This window comes from Candidatus Cybelea sp. (genome assembly GCA_036489315.1).
GTDB lineage: Bacteria > Vulcanimicrobiota > Vulcanimicrobiia > Vulcanimicrobiales > Vulcanimicrobiaceae > Cybelea.
This window is the reverse complement of the sequence record DASXFZ010000010.1, coordinates 144,714-162,138: the sequence shown is the minus strand read 5'-3', so window position 1 is coordinate 162,138 and position 17,425 is coordinate 144,714. Positions and strand designations below refer to the sequence as shown.

18 protein-coding genes are annotated in these 17,425 nt (G+C 64.7%); 8 read left to right on the top strand and 10 right to left on the bottom strand.

The window, feature by feature from the left end:
* Positions 1 to 4: 4 nt before the first annotated feature.
* On the bottom strand, positions 5 to 1,033 hold the full coding sequence (locus VGG51_02490; GenBank protein HEY1881894.1) for a thiamine pyrophosphate-dependent dehydrogenase E1 component subunit alpha: 1,029 nt from the start codon (positions 1,031 to 1,033) through the stop codon (positions 5 to 7).
* A 122-nt stretch (positions 1,034 to 1,155) separates the two neighbouring features.
* On the opposite strand from VGG51_02490, the gene VGG51_02485 reads away from it, so the two are divergent.
* Positions 1,156 to 2,322, top strand: a complete 1,167-nt coding sequence (locus VGG51_02485; GenBank protein ID HEY1881893.1) for a M20 family metallopeptidase — start codon at positions 1,156 to 1,158, stop codon at positions 2,320 to 2,322.
* A gap of 9 nt (positions 2,323 to 2,331) precedes the next feature.
* Here VGG51_02485 and VGG51_02480 read toward each other — a convergent pair whose 3' ends face one another.
* On the bottom strand, positions 2,332 to 2,685 hold the full coding sequence (locus VGG51_02480) for a hypothetical protein (protein ID HEY1881892.1): 354 nt from the start codon (positions 2,683 to 2,685) through the stop codon (positions 2,332 to 2,334).
* 32 nt (positions 2,686 to 2,717) lie between these two features.
* Here VGG51_02480 and VGG51_02475 point away from each other — a divergent pair, with 32 nt between their 5' ends.
* Positions 2,718 to 3,956, top strand: a complete 1,239-nt coding sequence (locus tag VGG51_02475; protein ID HEY1881891.1) for an NAD(P)/FAD-dependent oxidoreductase — start codon at positions 2,718 to 2,720, stop codon at positions 3,954 to 3,956.
* A gap of 10 nt (positions 3,957 to 3,966) precedes the next feature.
* Here the strand turns inward: VGG51_02475 and VGG51_02470 are convergent, their stop codons facing one another.
* Complete coding sequence (locus tag VGG51_02470) at positions 3,967 to 5,010, bottom strand: beta-eliminating lyase-related protein (GenBank protein ID HEY1881890.1); 1,044 nt, start codon at positions 5,008 to 5,010, stop codon at positions 3,967 to 3,969.
* 59 nt (positions 5,011 to 5,069) lie between these two features.
* Here VGG51_02470 and VGG51_02465 point away from each other — a divergent pair, with 59 nt between their 5' ends.
* From VGG51_02465 to VGG51_02445, 5 genes are read left to right on the top strand one after another with little or no spacing between them, the layout of a single operon-like run.
* Complete coding sequence (locus VGG51_02465; GenBank protein ID HEY1881889.1) at positions 5,070 to 6,722, top strand: electron transfer flavoprotein-ubiquinone oxidoreductase; 1,653 nt, start codon at positions 5,070 to 5,072, stop codon at positions 6,720 to 6,722.
* 3 nt (positions 6,723 to 6,725) lie between these two features.
* Entirely contained in the window at positions 6,726 to 7,871 is a 1,146-nt protein-coding gene (thiO, locus tag VGG51_02460) for a glycine oxidase ThiO (protein ID HEY1881888.1), read from the top strand.
* Positions 7,868 to 8,068: a sulfur carrier protein ThiS gene (gene thiS, locus VGG51_02455; protein HEY1881887.1), complete on the top strand. Its 201-nt coding sequence runs from the start codon at positions 7,868 to 7,870 to the stop codon at positions 8,066 to 8,068. The genes thiO and thiS overlap by 4 nt, the downstream gene beginning before the upstream one ends.
* Positions 8,068 to 8,853, top strand: coding sequence for a thiazole synthase (locus VGG51_02450; protein ID HEY1881886.1), 786 nt, complete (start codon positions 8,068 to 8,070; stop codon positions 8,851 to 8,853). The genes thiS and VGG51_02450 overlap by 1 nt, the downstream gene beginning before the upstream one ends.
* 6 nt (positions 8,854 to 8,859) lie before the next feature.
* Positions 8,860 to 9,066, top strand: a complete 207-nt coding sequence (locus VGG51_02445) for a hypothetical protein (GenBank protein ID HEY1881885.1) — start codon at positions 8,860 to 8,862, stop codon at positions 9,064 to 9,066.
* On the opposite strand, the gene VGG51_02440 is transcribed toward VGG51_02445, so the two are convergent.
* Positions 9,053 to 9,613 carry a hypothetical protein gene (locus VGG51_02440; protein ID HEY1881884.1) on the bottom strand — a complete coding sequence of 187 codons (561 nt, stop codon included), beginning with the start codon at positions 9,611 to 9,613 and terminating at the stop codon, positions 9,053 to 9,055. The two genes, VGG51_02445 and VGG51_02440, sit on opposite strands and share 14 nt — an antisense overlap.
* Positions 9,614 to 9,642: 29 nt before the next feature.
* Here VGG51_02440 and VGG51_02435 point away from each other — a divergent pair, with 29 nt between their 5' ends.
* Positions 9,643 to 10,098 carry a peroxiredoxin gene (locus tag VGG51_02435; GenBank protein HEY1881883.1) on the top strand — a complete coding sequence of 152 codons (456 nt, stop codon included), beginning with the start codon at positions 9,643 to 9,645 and terminating at the stop codon, positions 10,096 to 10,098.
* Positions 10,099 to 10,147: 49 nt separating this feature from the next.
* On the opposite strand, the gene VGG51_02430 is transcribed toward VGG51_02435, so the two are convergent.
* The 6 genes from VGG51_02430 to VGG51_02405 all read right to left on the bottom strand — a co-directional run bounded on the left by VGG51_02430 (position 10,148) and on the right by VGG51_02405 (position 17,323).
* Positions 10,148 to 10,684, bottom strand: a complete 537-nt coding sequence (locus VGG51_02430; GenBank protein HEY1881882.1) for a phosphoribosyltransferase family protein — start codon at positions 10,682 to 10,684, stop codon at positions 10,148 to 10,150.
* Positions 10,666 to 12,162: a peptide ABC transporter substrate-binding protein gene (locus tag VGG51_02425; protein ID HEY1881881.1), complete on the bottom strand. Its 1,497-nt coding sequence runs from the start codon at positions 12,160 to 12,162 to the stop codon at positions 10,666 to 10,668. The genes VGG51_02430 and VGG51_02425 overlap by 19 nt, the downstream gene beginning before the upstream one ends.
* A 143-nt stretch (positions 12,163 to 12,305) precedes the next feature.
* Positions 12,306 to 14,336, bottom strand: a complete 2,031-nt coding sequence (locus VGG51_02420) for an elongation factor G (protein HEY1881880.1) — start codon at positions 14,334 to 14,336, stop codon at positions 12,306 to 12,308.
* A gap of 26 nt (positions 14,337 to 14,362) precedes the next feature.
* Entirely contained in the window at positions 14,363 to 15,898 is a 1,536-nt protein-coding gene (locus tag VGG51_02415) for a hypothetical protein (protein HEY1881879.1), read from the bottom strand.
* Positions 15,899 to 15,981: 83 nt separating this feature from the next.
* Complete coding sequence (locus tag VGG51_02410) at positions 15,982 to 16,713, bottom strand: methylated-DNA--[protein]-cysteine S-methyltransferase (GenBank protein HEY1881878.1); 732 nt, start codon at positions 16,711 to 16,713, stop codon at positions 15,982 to 15,984.
* Positions 16,700 to 17,323 (bottom strand): sigma-70 family RNA polymerase sigma factor, encoded by a 624-nt coding sequence (locus VGG51_02405; GenBank protein ID HEY1881877.1) that lies wholly within the window; start codon positions 17,321 to 17,323, stop codon positions 16,700 to 16,702. Before VGG51_02405 ends, VGG51_02410 begins: the two co-directional genes overlap by 14 nt.
* Positions 17,324 to 17,425: the final 102 nt, after the last annotated feature.

The following is a 17,425-nucleotide window of genomic DNA, read 5'->3' as shown; positions in this document are numbered from 1 at the left end:
CTGCTCAAGTAATCCACGGATGCCAACTCTGCGCGTAGACCCGTTCGTAGAGATCGGCTGCGGCCGGATAGGCCATCGCTTCAGCACGGTCCGTGGCGTCGTTAGCTTCTTCGAGGACGGAACGCTTCAACGCTTCCGCCCCTTCCGCGCTCAGAATCCCCCGCTCGACCAGCAAGCGTTCGAAGCAGGGAACGGGGTCGCGTTTCCGGCGTTCCTCGACCTCGTCGCGAGACCGGTAGGTGCGGTCGTCGTCGTCGGTCGTGTGGGCGAGGAAGCGGTAGCACTTGGCTTCGACCAATGTTGGGCCGCCGCCGGTCCGAGCCCGGGCCATCGCTTTACCGACGGCGGCGTAGCAGGCGATCGGGTCCATTCCATCCACCGCCGCTCCGGGCATACCGTAGCCTTCGGCCCGGCGATAGACATCGGGCTGCCCCATCTGTTTGGCCAGCGGGGTCGAGATCGCCCATTCGTTATTTTCGCAGAGAAAGACGATCGGCAGACGGTGGACGGCGGCGAAGTTGAGCGACTCGTGCCACTCGCCCTCGCTGGTGGCGCCGTCGCCGAACGTCGTGAGCACCGCTCGCCCTGCCTCGCCCCGATACTGGATAGCGTAGGCAGCGCCGGCGGCGTGCGGCAGCTGCGCCGCGATGACCGAGCTGATCGTATGCACGCCGAGGCTGCGGCTCGCGTAGTGGTGCGGGAACTGGCGCCCGGCCGAGTGATCGGCGGCGCGAGCGAAGAGCGAGAGAAGGACCTCGTAGGGCGTCACCCCGACGCCGAGCGCGAGGCCGAGGTCGCGATAATAGGGCACCAAGATATCTTTGCCCCGCTCAAAGGCCATGGCGGCACCGGCTTGGACCGCTTCGTGCCCTTCGCTGGCCGACGCAAACGGGATCTTTCCCTGGCGGTTGAGTTGGAAGCCCCGGTTCTCCAGGGTGCGCTGCGTCACCATCGTGCGGAAGATCGCAACGAGCTGCTCGTTGCCCAGCCCGCAGCGTTCCAGTTCCGCCGGGGCAGGTTTGGCTTGACTCACAAGGCCTAGTCGCTCGCTGCCGCGTGCAAATCCTGCGCGAAGGCGGGCCGTACAGGTCGCGGTACCTTCGGCCTCGTATGCCAGCAGCGCGGCTACGACGTCTCAACTATGGTTCAAAGCGATTGATCAAAACACTCGATAGCTCTTCCGTCCCGATCGACGAGCTCGTCCGCTATCGCCGCCACTTCCACTCGCACCCGGAGCGCTCGCTCGAAGAGTTCGAAACGGCGGCCTTCATCGAGCGCGAACTGCGCGACGCCGGTTACGACGAGATTCGCACCGGCATCGGGAAGACCGGCATCCTGGCGACGCTGCGCGGCGAGAGGCCCGGGCCGGTCACGCTGCTGCGGGCCGATATGGACGCGCTTCCGGTCGAAGAGCAAAACGACGAAATCTACCGCTCGGTCAACGCCGGCACGATGCACGCCTGCGGGCACGACGCCCACATGGCGATTCTGCTCGCGGCTGCGCGCGCGTTGCGCTCCCGCACGGCGGAGATCGCCGGGACGATCGTCTTCTGCTTTCAGCCCGGCGAGGAAGGACACTGCGGCAACAAGCTGATGATCGAGGACGGGGCGCTGGAGAATCCTCACGTCGACCGGACGTTTGCGCTGCACGTGTACAGCGGGCTGGACGTCGGTAAGCTCGGCATTCGGGATGGCCCGTTCTTTGCGTCGTCGGATCAGTTCGACATCGAGTTGGTCGGTAAGGGCGGCCACGGAGCGATGCCGCAGAACGCGATCGACCCGATCGTCGCGGCAGCGCAGCTCGTCGGCTTACTGCAAACGATCGTGAGTCGCGAGTATGCGGCGAGCGAGCCGGTCGTCGTTACCGTCGGCTCGATCCATTCCGGCACCACGTACAACGTGATCCCCGAGCGGGCGACGCTGCAAGGCAGCGTTCGCGCCTTCGACGCCGCGGTTCGGGACGAGCTTCCGAAGCGCATCGAGCGCGTGGTGGCGGGGCTCTGCGAGGCGATGCGGCTCGAGTACCGCTTCGATTACCGCTACAACTATCCGCCGACCGTCAACGACGCGGGCGCAAACGACGTCGTGCGCGCGGTCGCGCGCGAAGTGGCCGGCCCGGAGAACGTCGTCGATCCGCACCAGATCGTCATGTGGTCGGAGGACATGTCCTTCATGCAGGATCTGCGTCCCGGCGCCTATTTCCTGATCGGCGCGCGCGGACCGGAGAAGGGTGCGTACCCGCAGCACAGCGCGCACTTCGATATTGACGAACGCGCGCTCGAAACCGGCTACGCGATGATGGTCGGCCTAGCGCTGCGCTAGGTCCAAAGCCTAAAGATCGTAGCGGCTCTCGGTGATGGTGAGCATCCAGCGCAGCGCCCGCGCGCAGCGATCCAACTCGCGTAACGACTGCGAATAGAGCCGAAACTGCGGATCGGGGCGGCGCCTCCGGCGGCGGCCGCGTTCGTAACGGCCCGCGAAGGCCAGCGCGGTCTCCAGCTGCATTTCGATTTGCGGGAAGAGCGTTCGCAGCTCAACCTCGCAGGATTCGCACAAAGCGCCGACGACGGGCGGCGCCGGCTTGGCCGGATGATGGAGCGCGAACTCGAGGCGTGCCAGCTTGTACTCGCCGTGCGCTGCCGCGAAAGCGTTGAGGACCTGTTCCAAGCGCGCGTCCATCGGCATGACGAGTTCTGCCGACGGCGAAGCTGCGCCTGGTGGCGAGTTCAGACGATCGCAGGTACGTGATCATCGGCAACGGCTTTGCGGGAACCACGGCGGCCGAACAGCTGCGCAAGCACGATCCGTCGTGCGAGATCGCACTCTTCGGCGACGAGCCGTACACGCTCTATAACCGAATCTCGCTTCCGCCGATGCTGCGCAAGCAGATCCCCGAGGCCAAGGTCATGATTCGCAACGTGGCCTGGCACGAGGAGCATCGCATCGATCTGCATCTCCAAACGCCGGTCGATCGCATCGTTACCGAAGAGCGGATCGTTACCGCCAACGGTACCTCCTATCCGTACGACGCGCTCTTAATTGCGACCGGCGGGCGCCCCAATCCCAGCGGGAAGCCCGGCTCCGAGGGCGCCTCAAATCTCTTTGCGTTTCAGTATCTCGACGAGACGCGCGCGATCTCGCAGCAGATCGACGAGAGCAAGGCAGGCGTGGCGATCGGCGGATCGTTCATCGCTTACGAGCTCGCCGAGGCATTCGCCTCGCGCGGGCTGGAGACGCACTGGCTGATGCGCGGCCCTCGCGGCCTGCACCGGATTATCGACGAAGAGGCCGGCGCCTTGCTCGATGAAGCGGCTCGCGCCGAGGGCGTCTACATGCACTACGGCGAGGAAGTCGAGGAGTTCGTCCGCGCCAATGGGGCGATCACCAAGGTCCGGACGAACAAGGGCGCCGAGATCGAAGCGCAGTGCTACGCTTACGGTTTCGGGCTTTCGATGAATACGGAAATCTGTGACGGGTCGGGCATCGAGACCAGCCGGAACGGCATCCTCTGCGACGATCACCTCGAGACGAACGTAAAGCACGTCTACGCCGCCGGCGATGTCGCCGATTTCTACGACCCGATTCTAGAGATCCGGTACCGCATGGGCACGTGGAATAACGCCGGCGCGCACGGCAAGGTCGTCGCGCTCAACATGATGGGCGGCAGCGAAAAGTATCACGACGTACCAGAGTATTCGTCGATGCTCTTCAAAGGGCAGACGATCACCCAGTTCGGCTTGGGCACCGATCTGCGTCCCGATCTCGAGATTGCGCGCAAGATCGATAAAGAGAAGAAGTGGTACCGCGCGCTCTTCTTTTGGGAAGACCGCCTCGTCGGCGGCCTGATGCTCGGTAAGGGCAACCGCGCCGGGAAGCGCAAGTACGTCGAGGCGATCAAGAGTAAGGAGCGTTTTCCGAAACCCGAATGGGCGGCGATGCTCGACTGGACGGCCTAGTTACCGGCCACTAGCGCGCTAGCGCACCTCTCACGCAGCCGGCGAAATTCTCAACGTCCTCCGGCGTCGTCGCCCAGTGCGTCATCCAGCGCACTTCGGGCAGCGACTCGTCGAAGACGTAGAAAAAGTACTCGCGCGCAATTTGCTCGATCGCAGCGCGGTCGAGGGTCGCGAAGATGACGTTGCAGCGCACCTCTCGCGTGATCCGCAGGCCGTCGATTGCTTTCAGGCGCTCGTGGAGCAGCGCCGTCATCGCATTGGCGTGCGCCGCGTACGTGCGCCACCTATCCTCGGTAAGAAGCGCCACGAACTGCGCGGCGATGTAGCGCATTTTCGAAGCCAGCTGCATCGACTGCTTCTGGACGAAGGGTGCAGCCCCGGCGTGCATCGCCGGCTTGAAGAAGCAGATCGCCTCGCCGAGCATCAGCCCGTTCTTCGTGCCGCCGAAGGTGAGCACGTCGACGCCGGCGTCAACGCTGGTCGCGCGCAGACCGGTACCGAACGCCGCGGCGGCGTTCGAGAGACGCGCGCCGTCGAGGTGAACAATCAGCCCGCGGTCGTGCGCGAAGCGGCAGAGCTCGCGCAGCTCTGCGATTTCGTAGAGTCCGCCGAACTCGGGAGATTGCGAGATCGAGAGCACGCGCGGCTGCGCGAAGTGGACGACGCCCGCGGCGTGCAGATAGGGTTCGAGATCGGCGGGGCGCAGTTTGCCGTCGCGCGTTGCGACGGCGATCACCTTCGAACCGGCGAAGCGCTCGAGCGCGCCGCACTCGTCGCTCTGCAAGTGCGCGGTCACCGGAGCCAGCACCGCTTCCCACGGGCGCAGCAGCGAACTCAGGGCTGCGACGTTTGCACCCGTGCCGTTGAACGCGAAATAGACTTCGACGTCCTCGCCGAAGTGCTCGCGAAAGCACTCGCGCGCGCGCGCCGTCCAGCCGTCGTCACCGTAGGCTGGGGCATCGCCGGCATTCGCCTCGAGAATCGCTTCGAGGATTGCGGGAGCGATCGGCGCGTTGTTGTCGCTGGCGAAACTGCGACGGAGCGTTTGGCTCATTGTGACGCCCTTTGCGCGAGCCGGAGGGTCGGCCCCTACCGTTGCGCGTAAGTAGCCGTATGCCCGAACGCGACCAGCTCGAAGTAGACGTCCTGTTCGTCGGCGCCGGCCCTGCGAGCTTGGCGGGCGCGATTCGTCTTGGGCAGCTCGCGCAAGAGGCTGGACGCGCGCTGGAGGTTCTCGTGATCGAAAAGGCTGCGGAGGTTGGCAATCACGGCCTTTCAGGCGCGGTCATGGATCCGCGCGCGCTCGACGAACTGCTGCCGCAGTGGCTCCAGAGCGCTCCCATCGAATCGCCGGTGACCCGCGACGAACTCTGGCTCTTGACGACGGGCGGCAAGATCAAAGCGCCGTTTACGCCGCCGCCGCTGAACAATCACGGCAAGTACGTCACCTCGCTGCAGAAGCTGTGCGTCTGGCTCGCGGAGCGCGCCGAAGAAGCCGGTGCGCAAGTCTTTCCGGCGTTTCCCGGACAAGAGCTGCTGTGGGACGGCGAGAGCGTCATCGGCGTACGCACCGGCGACAAAGGCCTCGATCATAACGGCGCGCCGAAATCGAACTACGAACCCGGCGCCGATATCATGGCGAAGGTCGTCGTGCTCGGCGAAGGCCCGCGCGGCACGCTTGCAAAGCAGGCGATTGCGCGTTTGGATCTCGCCGCCGAGCGCGAGCCGGAGGTTTACGCCGCCGGCGTCAAAGAGCTGTGGCAGCTTCCCGACGATCGTTTCAAAGCGGGCTCCGTGATTCACACGCTCGGATATCCGCTGCCGTCGGAGACGTTCGGCGGCGGCTTCATCTACGGTATGGGCGCCAATATCCTCGACATCGGCATGGTGACCGGTCTCGACTACAAGAACCCGACGACCGATCCGCACAATGAGCTGCAGCGTCTGAAGCTGCACCCGGTGGTCGCTAAGATGCTCGAAGGCGGCACGATGATCCGTTACGGCGCCAAAGCCATTCCGGAGGGCGGCCTCTTTACGATGCCGCGCGCGTACGCCGACGCGCTGCTGCTCGTCGGCGATTCCGCCGGCTTCCTCAACGGCATGCGCCTCAAGGGGATCCACCTCGGAATGAAGTCGGGGATGCTCGCCGCCGAGACCCTTTGGGAAGCGCTGCAGGCGGAGCGCTTCGATCGCGAGACGCTGTCGTCGTACGAGCGGCGCTTCAAAGAATCTTGGGCGTACGGCGAGCTTCGCACGGCGCGCAACTTTCACCAGGGATTTCACAACGGCATGCTCGCCGGGCTCGTTAACGCAGGCCTCGCGACCATTACCGGCGGCGCCGGATTTGGATTCATCGACAAGCTCGGCGGCGAAGCCGGGTACGAGCGGATGGAGAAGATGGGCTGGGAGCCCAAGGAGACGCCGCGCGCGAAGATCGACAACGTGCTTACCTTCGACAAGCTGACCGACGTATACAACAGCGGCACGATGCACGAAGAGAATCAGCCCTGCCACCTGCTCGTCTCAGATACGAACATCTGCCGCGACCGCTGCACCGCCGAGTACGGCAACCCGTGCCGTCACTTCTGCCCCGCGGCCGTCTACGAGCCGCTCTTCGAAAAGAGCGACGGAGGGTTCGAGGGGCGCCTGCAGATCAATTTCACAAACTGCGTGCACTGCAAGACCTGCGACATCGCCGATCCATATCAGATCATCACGTGGGTGCCGCCGGAGGGCGGCGAGGGTCCCGTCTATACGGGAATGTAGCCGGTGAAGACTGCGGGCGGCGACGTAATCGTCGCGGGTGCCGGACTGATCGGCTTGGCGATCGCCTTCGAACTCGCGCAGCGCGGGGCAACGGTCCGTGTTTACGACCGCGGCGAACCCGCGCGCGCGGCGTCGTGGGCCGGTGCCGGCTTGCTGGCGCCGTTTACGGAAGTACTGCACGCGCCGGCGATGCTCGAGCTGTGCGTTGCCTCGCTGAGCGAGTATCCGCCATTCGTCGAGCGCGTGCGCGAAGCCGGCGGCGTCGACGCGAAGCTGCGCTCCGGGGGCGTGCTTCACGTCGCAAGCGACGAGGCCGAGCTTGCGGAATTGCGCGAGCGGGATCGTGTCCTGAAATCGCGCGGCGTCGTCAGCGAACTGCTGGCGCGCTCGGCGGTGCTTGCTGCCGAACCTTGGCTCGGCCCGCACCTAACCGGCGCGCTTCTCGTCCGCGACGAAGGCTCGGTCGACAATCGCCGCCTCGGGCGGGCGCTCGCGAGCGCTTGCGAAGCGCGCGGCGTACGGATCATCAGAACGGCATCGCTGCGCGTCGAATGCGATACGCGTCGCGTGCTCGGCGTCGCGACCGATTTGGGATTCGTTGCGGCGGCGCGGGTCGTCAACGCCTGCGGGGCGTGGGCGGCGCAGCTCGAGGGGCCGCCCACGTCGTGCCGGCCACCCGTTACGCCGGTCAAGGGACAGATGCTCGCGCTGGGCATTCCGAAAGACTTCGTGCACCGCGCGACCTGGGCGTCGCATTGTTATCTCGTGCCCAGAGACGACGGACGTCTGCTCGTTGGAGCGACGGTAGAAGCGGTTGGGTTCGACGAACGCCCGACCGCGCAGGGGATGCACGACCTGCTGCACGCGGCGTTGACGGCGGCCCCGTCGCTGGCGAGCTTTTCGGTCACCGAAAGCTGGGCGGGGCTACGCCCGGGGACGCCCGACGGGTTGCCCTTCCTCGGCGCAACCCCGCTCGACGGATACTTTCTGGCCACCGGTCACTTTCGCAATGGGATCCTCCTCGCGCCGATTACCGCGCGCCTGATCGCCGATGCGATCGAAGGAACGACGGCACAAGCGCTGCGGCCTTTCTCGATCGAGCGCGCCAACGCGGAAGAATCGCGCCCGGCGCGAACGACGTACGCGTGAAGGCAACGGTCAACGGAGAGCTGCACGAGCTGCCCGACGAGGTAACGGTCGGTGCGCTGCTTGATATCCTTGGGTCGCCGCGCGCCGGCATTGCGGTTGCGCAAAACGACCGCGTCGTTCCGCGCGCGCAGTACGATACGAATCGCCTGCGAGAGGGCGACCGGCTCGAAATCATCGCCGCGGTGGCGGGCGGCTGATGGAGGACGCACTTCGCATCGGCGCGCTGGAGCTGCGCTCGCGGCTGATCGTCGGCACGGGCAAGTATCCATCAATGGAAGTGATGCAGGCGGCGCACGAAGCCAGCGGTGCCCATATCGTGACGATCGCCATCCGGCGCATCAACCTCGACGATCGGCAGGGCCGGACGATGCTCGACTACATCGATCGCGAGCGCTACACGATTCTGCCCAATACGGCCGGCTGCTACTGCGCGAAAGACGCCGTGCTCACCGCGCAGCTGGCGCGCGAGCTGCTGCAGACCGATCTGATCAAGCTCGAGGTCATCGGCGACGCGCAGACGCTGCATCCCGATTCGCGCGAAACGCTCGCCGCGGCCGAACGCCTCGTCAAAGAAGGCTTCACGGTACTGCCGTACATCGGCGACGATCCGGTTGCGTGCAAGCAGCTCGAGGAGCTGGGCTGCGCCGCGGTCATGCCGCTCGCGGCGCCGATCGGCAGCGGCCTGGGCGTCTGCAATCCGTACTCGATCCGCATCATCAAAGAACGCGCGAAGGTGCCGGTGATCGTCGACGCCGGGGTCGGCACCGCCTCGGATGCGGCGCTTGCGATGGAGCTGGGCGTCGATGCCCTCCTGATGAACACCGGGATCGCGGCCGCGAGCGATCCCGTCCGAATGGCGAGCGCGATGAAGCACGCAGTCGTCGCCGGGCGCGAAGCGTTTCTGGCCGGGCGCATGCGCAAACGGCTCCACGCCAGCGCCTCGAGCCCGATGCAGGATTTGATCGCTACGCCCGGCTCATAGATAGGCGTGCATCATCCGCTTCGCCTGATCGTCCCGCCGCTGACCGTCATCGCGGCGATAGCGGCGGTCTACATTCCGCTGCATCGCCATGCCGTCGCGGTGCGGACCAATCCCCATCACCACGTGCACAAGCCGTACAGCCACAAGACGGCAGGCAGCATCGTCGCCGTCGCGCTGATCGTCGCCTTTATCTGCGCGTTTATTTTGCCGTAGCGACGGCAAACCAATGGACGGCGTCCGAGAGCGGGCGCGCCGAGTGGGCCCAGTGCCCGGCGCTCTGCCCGGCGTCGCGCTCCTCGAGAGAAAGAATCGTGAACTGAGTTCCTAGAAGTGCGCGCAGACGTTCGCGATCGAAGAACGCGTGCGCGACGCCGCGCTCGTCGCCCGATTCGGGTGCATAGGCGAACTCGTCGATCTTCGTCCCGCTGCCGAAGCGGGCATCGTTCACCGAGCCGAAGGTTGCGTAGAGCGGCGCGCCTTTGGCAAGAAGCCCGGCGATCCCGGCGAGGGTGGCGGCGATCGTCGCCGGCGTGCCGTGCAGGAGCCCGTGGGTCGAGAGTGCCGCCGCGAAGCGTCCGGATAGACCCTCGAGCGGCGCGGCCGAGCCGGCCGTACGGTCGTCGACGGTGATGACGGTCAATCCGTCGGCGCGCAGGGCCTCGGTATTGCGTCCCCGTCCGGAGGCAAACTCGAGCACGCGGGCCGCGGGGGCGGCCCGCAGGTGTTCGACGAGGCGTACGGCCAACGGATGGGGAGTCACGACAACACACTTCGAGAAAGGGCGAAATCTTGCTTGGTGAAGGCGACCGCCTCCCCGACGTCACGCTGCTCGACGACCAGGGCACAACGGTCTCGACCACGGATCTGCTCGGCGGACCGCTAGTCCTCTATTTTTATCCCAAGGACGACACGCCGGGCTGCACGAGCGAAGCCTCGCAGTTCCGCGATATCTACAAACAGTTCGAACGAAAGAACGCTCGCATCGTCGGCGTCAGCCGCGACTCCGTCGAGTCGCACCAGCGCTTCAAAACGAAATACTCGATTCCGTTCCCGCTGCTCGCGGACACCGAATCGAAGCTCTGCGACGCCTTCGGCGTGATCGTCGAACGAATCAGAGACGGCAAAAAGAGCGTGGGTGTGGCGCGCGCGACCTTTCTGATCGATGGCGAGGGCACGATCGTCAAGAGCTGGCCGAAAGTGAGCGTCGACGAGCACGCGGAGGACGTGCTGGCCGCGTTGCCTTGAGCACGGGTCGCGCTTGCAAACGACGGAATGGAACTGCTGTAGGGCGTCCCTAGTTGTCGGTTTTCGGCTGGGTGCGCGGCAGCGAAAATCCGATCAGCGCGCGCACCGGCGCGAGGCCGCGGCTCACGACGGCGTAGGGCGTGACGGTCAGGCCAAGTTCCTGCAGCCGCGAAACGGCCGCGAGCAGCTCGGAGCCGCTGGTGACCACGTCCTCGAGCAGCAGAACCCGCTGACCCGCGTGATAGGGGCCCTCGACGTATTCGTCGGGGAAAGCACCGTATGCTTTCGGCTTCTTGCGCACGGCGATCATCGGGACGCCGGAAAGCTGTGAGACCGCGGTCGCGATGACGACGCCGCCGAGCTCGGTGCCGCCGACGAGGTCGGGATTGGTCTCGGCGATCACCGGCGTGAACATCCGCGCGATGCGCCGCAGCACGTGAGGATCGGAGAAGAGCCGAAACTTGTCGATATAATAGTCGCTGCGCACCCCACCCGAAAGGACGTACTCGCCCCGGGTCAGCGCGCGTTCGACGATGGTTTTACGAAGCCACGCGAGATCTTGTAACCCTAGATGCTCCACTGCCATGCGTTCCAGGACTCGGTCACCGGGTTGGGATCGAACCCTTTGAAATCGACGCTGATCGGCTCCATCTGCTTGTAATAGTAGTCGAAAAGCTCGGGGTTGTCCCGTGCCAGCAGCTCTTGGATACGGAAGTAGGCGGCGCGGCGAGTCGGCTTATCGTAGTGCGTCAGCGCGACCCGCTGCAGCGCCTCCATCTGCGGGCTGCAGTACCGGGTGTAGTTGTAACCGCCGGGCGGGAAGTTGCGGCACATGAACTGCGAGCTGTCGTCGGGATCGATCCCCGCGTACCAGCCGGTCAGCGACATGTCGTAGTTCCCCAGCTGGAGGATGCCGCCCATGCCGGCCGGCGCGAACAGCACGTCGCCCGGATAAGACTTGATCGAAACATCGACTCCAACCGACTTCAGGAAGCCTTGGATCAGGAGCGCCTCGCGCCGCCGGGTGACGTTTGAGTTGTTCGTGACCATTACGAGCGAGAGACGCTGCCCGTTCTTGCGCATGATACCGTCGGGCCCGGGGCGCCATCCGGCCTGGAGCAAGAGATCGTGCGCCTTGGCGGGCTCGTGCTTGAATACGCGAACGTTGGGATTGAAGGCCCACATCCAGTTGGGGATGTCCTCGGAGGCGATCGTTTGCGTATCGAAGGTCAGCGCGTGCACGACGAAGGCCCGGTCGATGGCATACGAGATCGCCGTACGGACGCGCGGGTCTTTGAGAAAATCGTGCGCGCAGTTGAGCTGGATCGCCTCGTAGCCGTTGACGTTCACCCAGACCAGCTTCACGTCGGGAAGCGTGTGCAGGACCTGGTATGTCTGCATCGAGGCTTGGAACAGGTAGTCGATCTCGTGGGTTTGCAGGAGGTTGACGGAGGTGTCCTCATCGGGCGAAACCTTAATGTCGATCTTGTCCAGCCGGGGCTTCCCGAGGAAGAAAGCGTCGTTGCGTACCAGCGAAATGTGATCCCCGTGCGCCCACTCGACGAACTTGAAGGGGCCGTCGGATACGGTGGGGTGCGAGTTGAACGGAACCTGATTGAGGTTCGCGTATTTCGCGAGAACGTGCGCGGGCGCGACCATGTACGGCTGATCGCTTTCCGCAAAGAATGTGTTAACGAAGGGCGAGAACCGTTGCTTGAGGTGAACGACCACGAGGTGAGGATTCGGCGTATCGATCGAGTCGATGTAGTCGTACCCGTGGCGCGAAACGACGTTGTTGTTCGGGTTCATGATCGCTTCCCACGACCACTTGACGTCGGCCGACGTCAGCGGGACACCGTCGCTCCACTTTACGTCGTGGCGCAGCTGATAGGTGATCGTGAGGCCGTCGGCGCTCACCCCGCCGTTCTCGAGTGTCGGAACTTCGCCGGCGAGCATCGGCAGCGGGTTGCCTTTGTCATCGGCGGTCAGCAGGGGTTCGAACATCAGCCCATCGATGAATCCGTCGGTGGTGTTGGAATTGAGCAGCGGATTAAGGTTCTTCAAATCCGTCTGGATAGCGACTCGCAAGAGACCCGGGGTGGTCCACGCGTGCCGGCCTGTTCCGGCGCCCCCGGTTTTCGTACAGGCAGCCAGGCCGAGAGCCAGTATGCCGGCTGCGGCGAGGATTCTCCCGGAGGATTGCAACTTCAGACGGCTGCTTTCGGGGCGACGCGATTTCCCGGTACCGGATCGTAGCGTTCGTGGCGCCACGAATACGTGCCGAGGCCTTGCGTCGCCGTGCGCAGCTCGGTGATATAGCGCGAGAGCTCGACGGCCGGCACGTACGCTTCAACGACGTCGACGCCGGCGCGATCGTCGTGCGGGTTCATTCCGAGGATCTGTCCGCGCTTGCCGGTGAGCTGCTGAATGACGGTCGACGTGTAGGCCGACGGCACGATGACGCTCACGTGCGCGACCGGTTCGAGCACGACCGGGTTGCACTTGGGGAGCGCCTCGCGCACGCCCATGCCGGCCGCGGTCTTGAACGACTGCTCGCTCGAGTCGACGTCGTGATACTGGCCGTCGAAGAGCGTCACGTGCAAATCGGTGACCGGGTAGCCGCCCGGGCCGTGGACGAGCGCTTCGCGCACGCCTTTTTCGACGGCCGGTATGAACTGACGCGGCACGACGCCGCCGACGATCTTCTCGTCGAAGGTGATGCCGGCGCCGCGTTCGCGCGGTTCGAAGCGAAGCCAGACGTCGCCGAACTGCCCGTGGCCGCCGGTCTGGTGCTTGTAACGCGAGTGAATCTCGGTTCCGCCGGTGATCGTCTCGAGATACGGGATCGAGGGCGCGGCGGTCTCGACTTCAACTTTGTACTTGCGCGCTAAGCGCTCGACGGCGATCGAGACGTGCTGTTCACCGCTGCCCAGCAGGAGAAGCTCGTGGGTAACGTCGGCGCGCTCGAGACGCAGCGCGGGATCCTCGTCCACGATGCGCGCGAGCATCTGCGAAATCTTCGCTTCGTCGATGCGCTCCTTTGGCTTGATTGCGACCGCGAAGACTGGTTCGGCCACCGGAAAACGCGGCAGCAGCACTTTGTGTCCGTTCGACGTGAGCGTGTCGCCCGTCGCGACCGAGTCGAGGCGCGCCAGCGCGACGATCGTGCCGGGGCCGGCCGCGGTAAGCGGCTCTTGCTTTTTACCTTGCAGACGGTAGAGGCCGCCGAGCCGGACCTTTTCGTCGTGTTTGCTGACGTTGCTCAGCGTCGCGTCATGCTTGAGGGTTCCGGAGAGAATTCGCGCAATCGAAATCTTCCCGCTCTGCGGATGGATCGACGTTTTGACGATTCGCGCGATGACCGGACCGGCGGCATCGGGTTGGATCGCACGGCCCTCGGCATCGACCTGCGGCGCATCGGCGGGTGACGGCAGCCACTTTTCGATCGCGCGAACGAGTGCCGCGACACCGGCGCCGGAGGCTCCGGCCGCGACCAGAACCGGCACGACCTGATCGTGGGAACATTCGCTGCAAAGATCGCGTTCGATCTCTTCGAGCGGCGGCTCGACGCCCTCGAGCAGCTCTTCCATCAGGTGATCGTCGAAGTCGGCCATCGCTTCTAACAACTCGACGTGCATGAGCTGCGCCTGATCCTGCGCATCGCCGGGAATCGATTCTTCCGTACCTTCGAGCGTAAAGGCCTTCAGCTCTGCGAGATCGACGTAACCGCGGAAGTGTTCGGCGCTGCCGAGCGGCAGCTGTTCGGCGACGACGTGGCGCCCGTAGGCGCTCTGCAACGCCGCGAGCGTCTGCGCGAAGTCCGCCCCCGGGCGATCCATCTTGTTGATGACGAAGATGTGCGGCATCCGGACCGACTCGATGTAATCGATGACCCCTTGCGTTTGAACGACGCGGCCGGGATCGGCTTCCAGCACGACGATCGCGGCGTCGACGCCCGCAAGCGCCTGCTTTGTCTCCTCGAAGAAGTCGACGAAACCGGGTGAGTCGACGATCGTGATGTCGATGCCGTCGTCGGTCGCGTGCGCGAACCCAACGGTGGTCGATTGAAGGTGCGCAGCGTCTTCGGGTTCGTGATCGGTAACCGTCGTACCGTCGGAGATCGAGCCGCGGCGGCCGATGGCGCCGGTGTGGGCGAGAATCGCTTCGACCAACGTCGTCTTTCCGGTGTGATGCGGTCCGACGAATGCGATATTTCTAAGGCGCGCGATATCCGCCACTTGCTTGTCCCCTATCGATTTGGCTGCTAGCGGCGCTTGGCCGCAGTCTTTTTCTTCTTAGCGGTCTTTTTGACGGCTCCGGCCGGCCGCTTCAACTTGTTGACCGGTCGCCGCGGAACGGCTTTCTTCACCGCGGTTTTCTTACGAATGGTTTTCTTGCTCGACGTCTCGGCTTTTTTGCTGGGCGCCTTGCGAACCGGGCTCTTCCGGGGCACCGCTTTCTTTGGCTTAACCGGCGGGGCCGGCGACTTCTTCGCGCTGCTTCGCGGCGGCGGTTTCACCGGCGTTTTCTTTCGGTTTGCAGGCGCCGCCGGCGGTCGCGGGGGCTGCTTTGCGACCTTTTTCTTCGGTTCCGGGGCCAGTTTTTCCAAGCGGGCCGCCTTCGCTTTCGTAGCAGAAGAAGTCGAATCGACGGTTCGGCGCGAGGTGCTCGTCGTGGCGGGAGCCGAGCGCTTCTTTGGGCCGCCTTCTCGGCGAGACGACCGCGAGCCGGCGACGCTTTCGCTCTCTTCGGGCAGGCCCAACTCGGCGCGGCTATATCCGCTGATACTGCTTCCCGGCGCTGCCGGCTGGCGGCGCGCCTGCGCTTGGGCTTCGAGGTGTTCGCGGGTGGCGCGCAAGGCGACGCGAGCCAGACGTCCGCCGACTGGGAAGACGAGTTCGTTGATGTGCGCGTCGTCGAGCAATCGGAGGATCACGTCGAACCCATTGCCTTGATCCTTCGGACTGTGCGCGTCGGAGCCAACCGCGATCCCGACGCCTCGGGCCTTCGCCTTGCGGGCGAGGCGCGAGTTGGCTTCCAGGTACTTTTGCTTGCGCTCCTCGGGATGATCGCGGTAGAGGAACCTCGTGTTGATCTCGACGGCGAGTCCCCGCGCGTGACAGAGGTCGAGAAGCCGGTCTTCGTACTGCTCGAGCAGCTTCTGATTCGGCCAGCGCCCGTAAACCGCCGGAACGTAGAAGTGGCCGACGATGTGCGTCGGCAGCTTCTCGATATCGTCGAAGAGCCGGGCGGTATAGAGCTCCCACAGCCGTTCGGGGGGAATCAGATCGTGAAGCGCGCTGAACTCGGGGCTGTCGAACGGCCAGGACCAGTCGGCCCCCTTCTCGGGATGCTGGATCGGAACGAAGTGCACGGAACGGATGATGCCGTCCGGACGCAGGGCATCGACGATGTTCTGAGCATCGGGGCGTGCTCGCGGGTCGTTGTCGATCTCAGCGCCGATGGCAAAACGCATGCCGCGCCGCAGTCCCTCCGAGACCAGCGCCGCGTGCGAGATCTCGACGCCGGCGGTCTCGGCGGCCCCGAGCAGGTCGCCGGCATGCGCGAGCTTGAGCGCGCGCCTGACCGTCGCAACCGCCCCCGGGTCCTCAAACGTGAGGTAGTTGGCGTGATCGGCGACCATCAGAAAGCGCGGCGACATTCGCCGGCAAGCATGATAGAACCAGAGGAAGAGCATCCGAGCCGAATATGCGATCGGGCGCTCCTCGGTGAACGGCCGGTGCTCGCCCTTGGCATGGCCGTGCACGTCCGGGATGGCGGATACTCGAGGATCGGCCATCAGATCAAAACAGCGCGGCCCGAAATGAGCCGCGGCTGGACGGAAAATAGGACGCGAATCGCCACCTTCGTTAAGGTTGGCTTCTAGCCGCGGTAGCCCTCCATCTGCAGTAGTCGGGCTTTCATCTCGAGGCCGTAATAGTAGTCGTGCAGATCGCCTGAGGAGTCGACGACGCGGTGGCAGGGAAAGAGAAGGGGCATTGGATTGCGTGCCATCACCCGTCCAACGGCACGTGCGGCCCTTGGTCGGCCGATCTGCGTCGCAACCCAGGCGTACGAGCGGACTTCACCGGGCGGAATGCTGGCCGCCGCGCGGAGCGCGTCCTGCTCGAACGGGGTGAGATCGCTCAAGTCCATGATGGCATCGTCGACCTGCCAGGTGCTGAAGAATCGCTCGATTGCCCGAACGAGCCAGCCGGGCGCGTCTCCGGAAACAATGCTCCGGCGCAGCCGGCGCTCGGCGCGCGCCGCAATTTCCTCCGGCGGATCGCCGGTATCGAGGCTGACGTAGGCAATCCGCTCGGCCTTGAATCCGACGTAGAGCCGGCCCAAAGGTGTGGAAACTACGGCCAGCACGATCGGGGCCGAGAGTTTACCCTTGAGCGCGGCAATGTGCGTGATGACCTTCTTGGCGAGATCGCACGAAGGCTCGGGCTGCGGCAGGCAGGAGAGGCAGTAGGCGACACCGGCGTATTGTTCGTAGACGGCCTGACAGGAGGGGCAGGCGCTCAGATGTGTATGGACGGTCTCTTTTAACGAGGCTCGGCACTCGCCGCGCAGCTCGTCCCATAACGCATCAACGTCACGACAACGCATGTACTGGAACTCCTTCGGGGGCGAATCTTCCGATTTGCGGGCCGAGTATGCGGCGTAAGATTCGCACGGCGCGGTGAACGTGCGACTTTACGGTTCCGATCGGCTGATTGAGGATCTCGGCGATCTCGGGGTGGCTGCGCCCTTCGATAAAGCGCAGGGTGGCCGCGGCACGCAGGTGCATCGGCAGCTGGAGAAGGGCACGCTCGACCAGCGCGATCTCGGTATTCTGCTCGACGATCGCTTCGGGTTGCGGCGGCCCTTCGTTTGACTCGCGCAGGAGCGCATCGGGGTCGGCTAGCGCGTCGAGTGCGACGTTGGACGGGCGCTTGCTGCGCAGCCGGTTGCGGGTTACGTTGAGCGTGATCGTATAGAGCCACGGCTGCAGGCGCAGGTCTGCGCGTTGCTCCGAGGACATCTTGCCGAGCGCGCGATAGGCGCGCACGAAGGCGTCCTGGACGATCTCCTCGGCGTCTTCCCGGTTGCCGGTCATGCGCAGCGCAAATCCATAGAGACGGCGCTGGTAATCATCGACGATCCGTTCGAAGTTCTGGACGCTGGGAGCCGAGTCGCCCGCCGCCTGCACGGCCGAGGTTCGGCCCGACGGAATCACTGATGGCACGTATACTCCTGCAAGGAGTGGTGCGAGCGCGCTCATACCTTGCCCGACACCACACCTAGGCCCGGTGGTTTCACATGCGCCCCGAAAACTCCT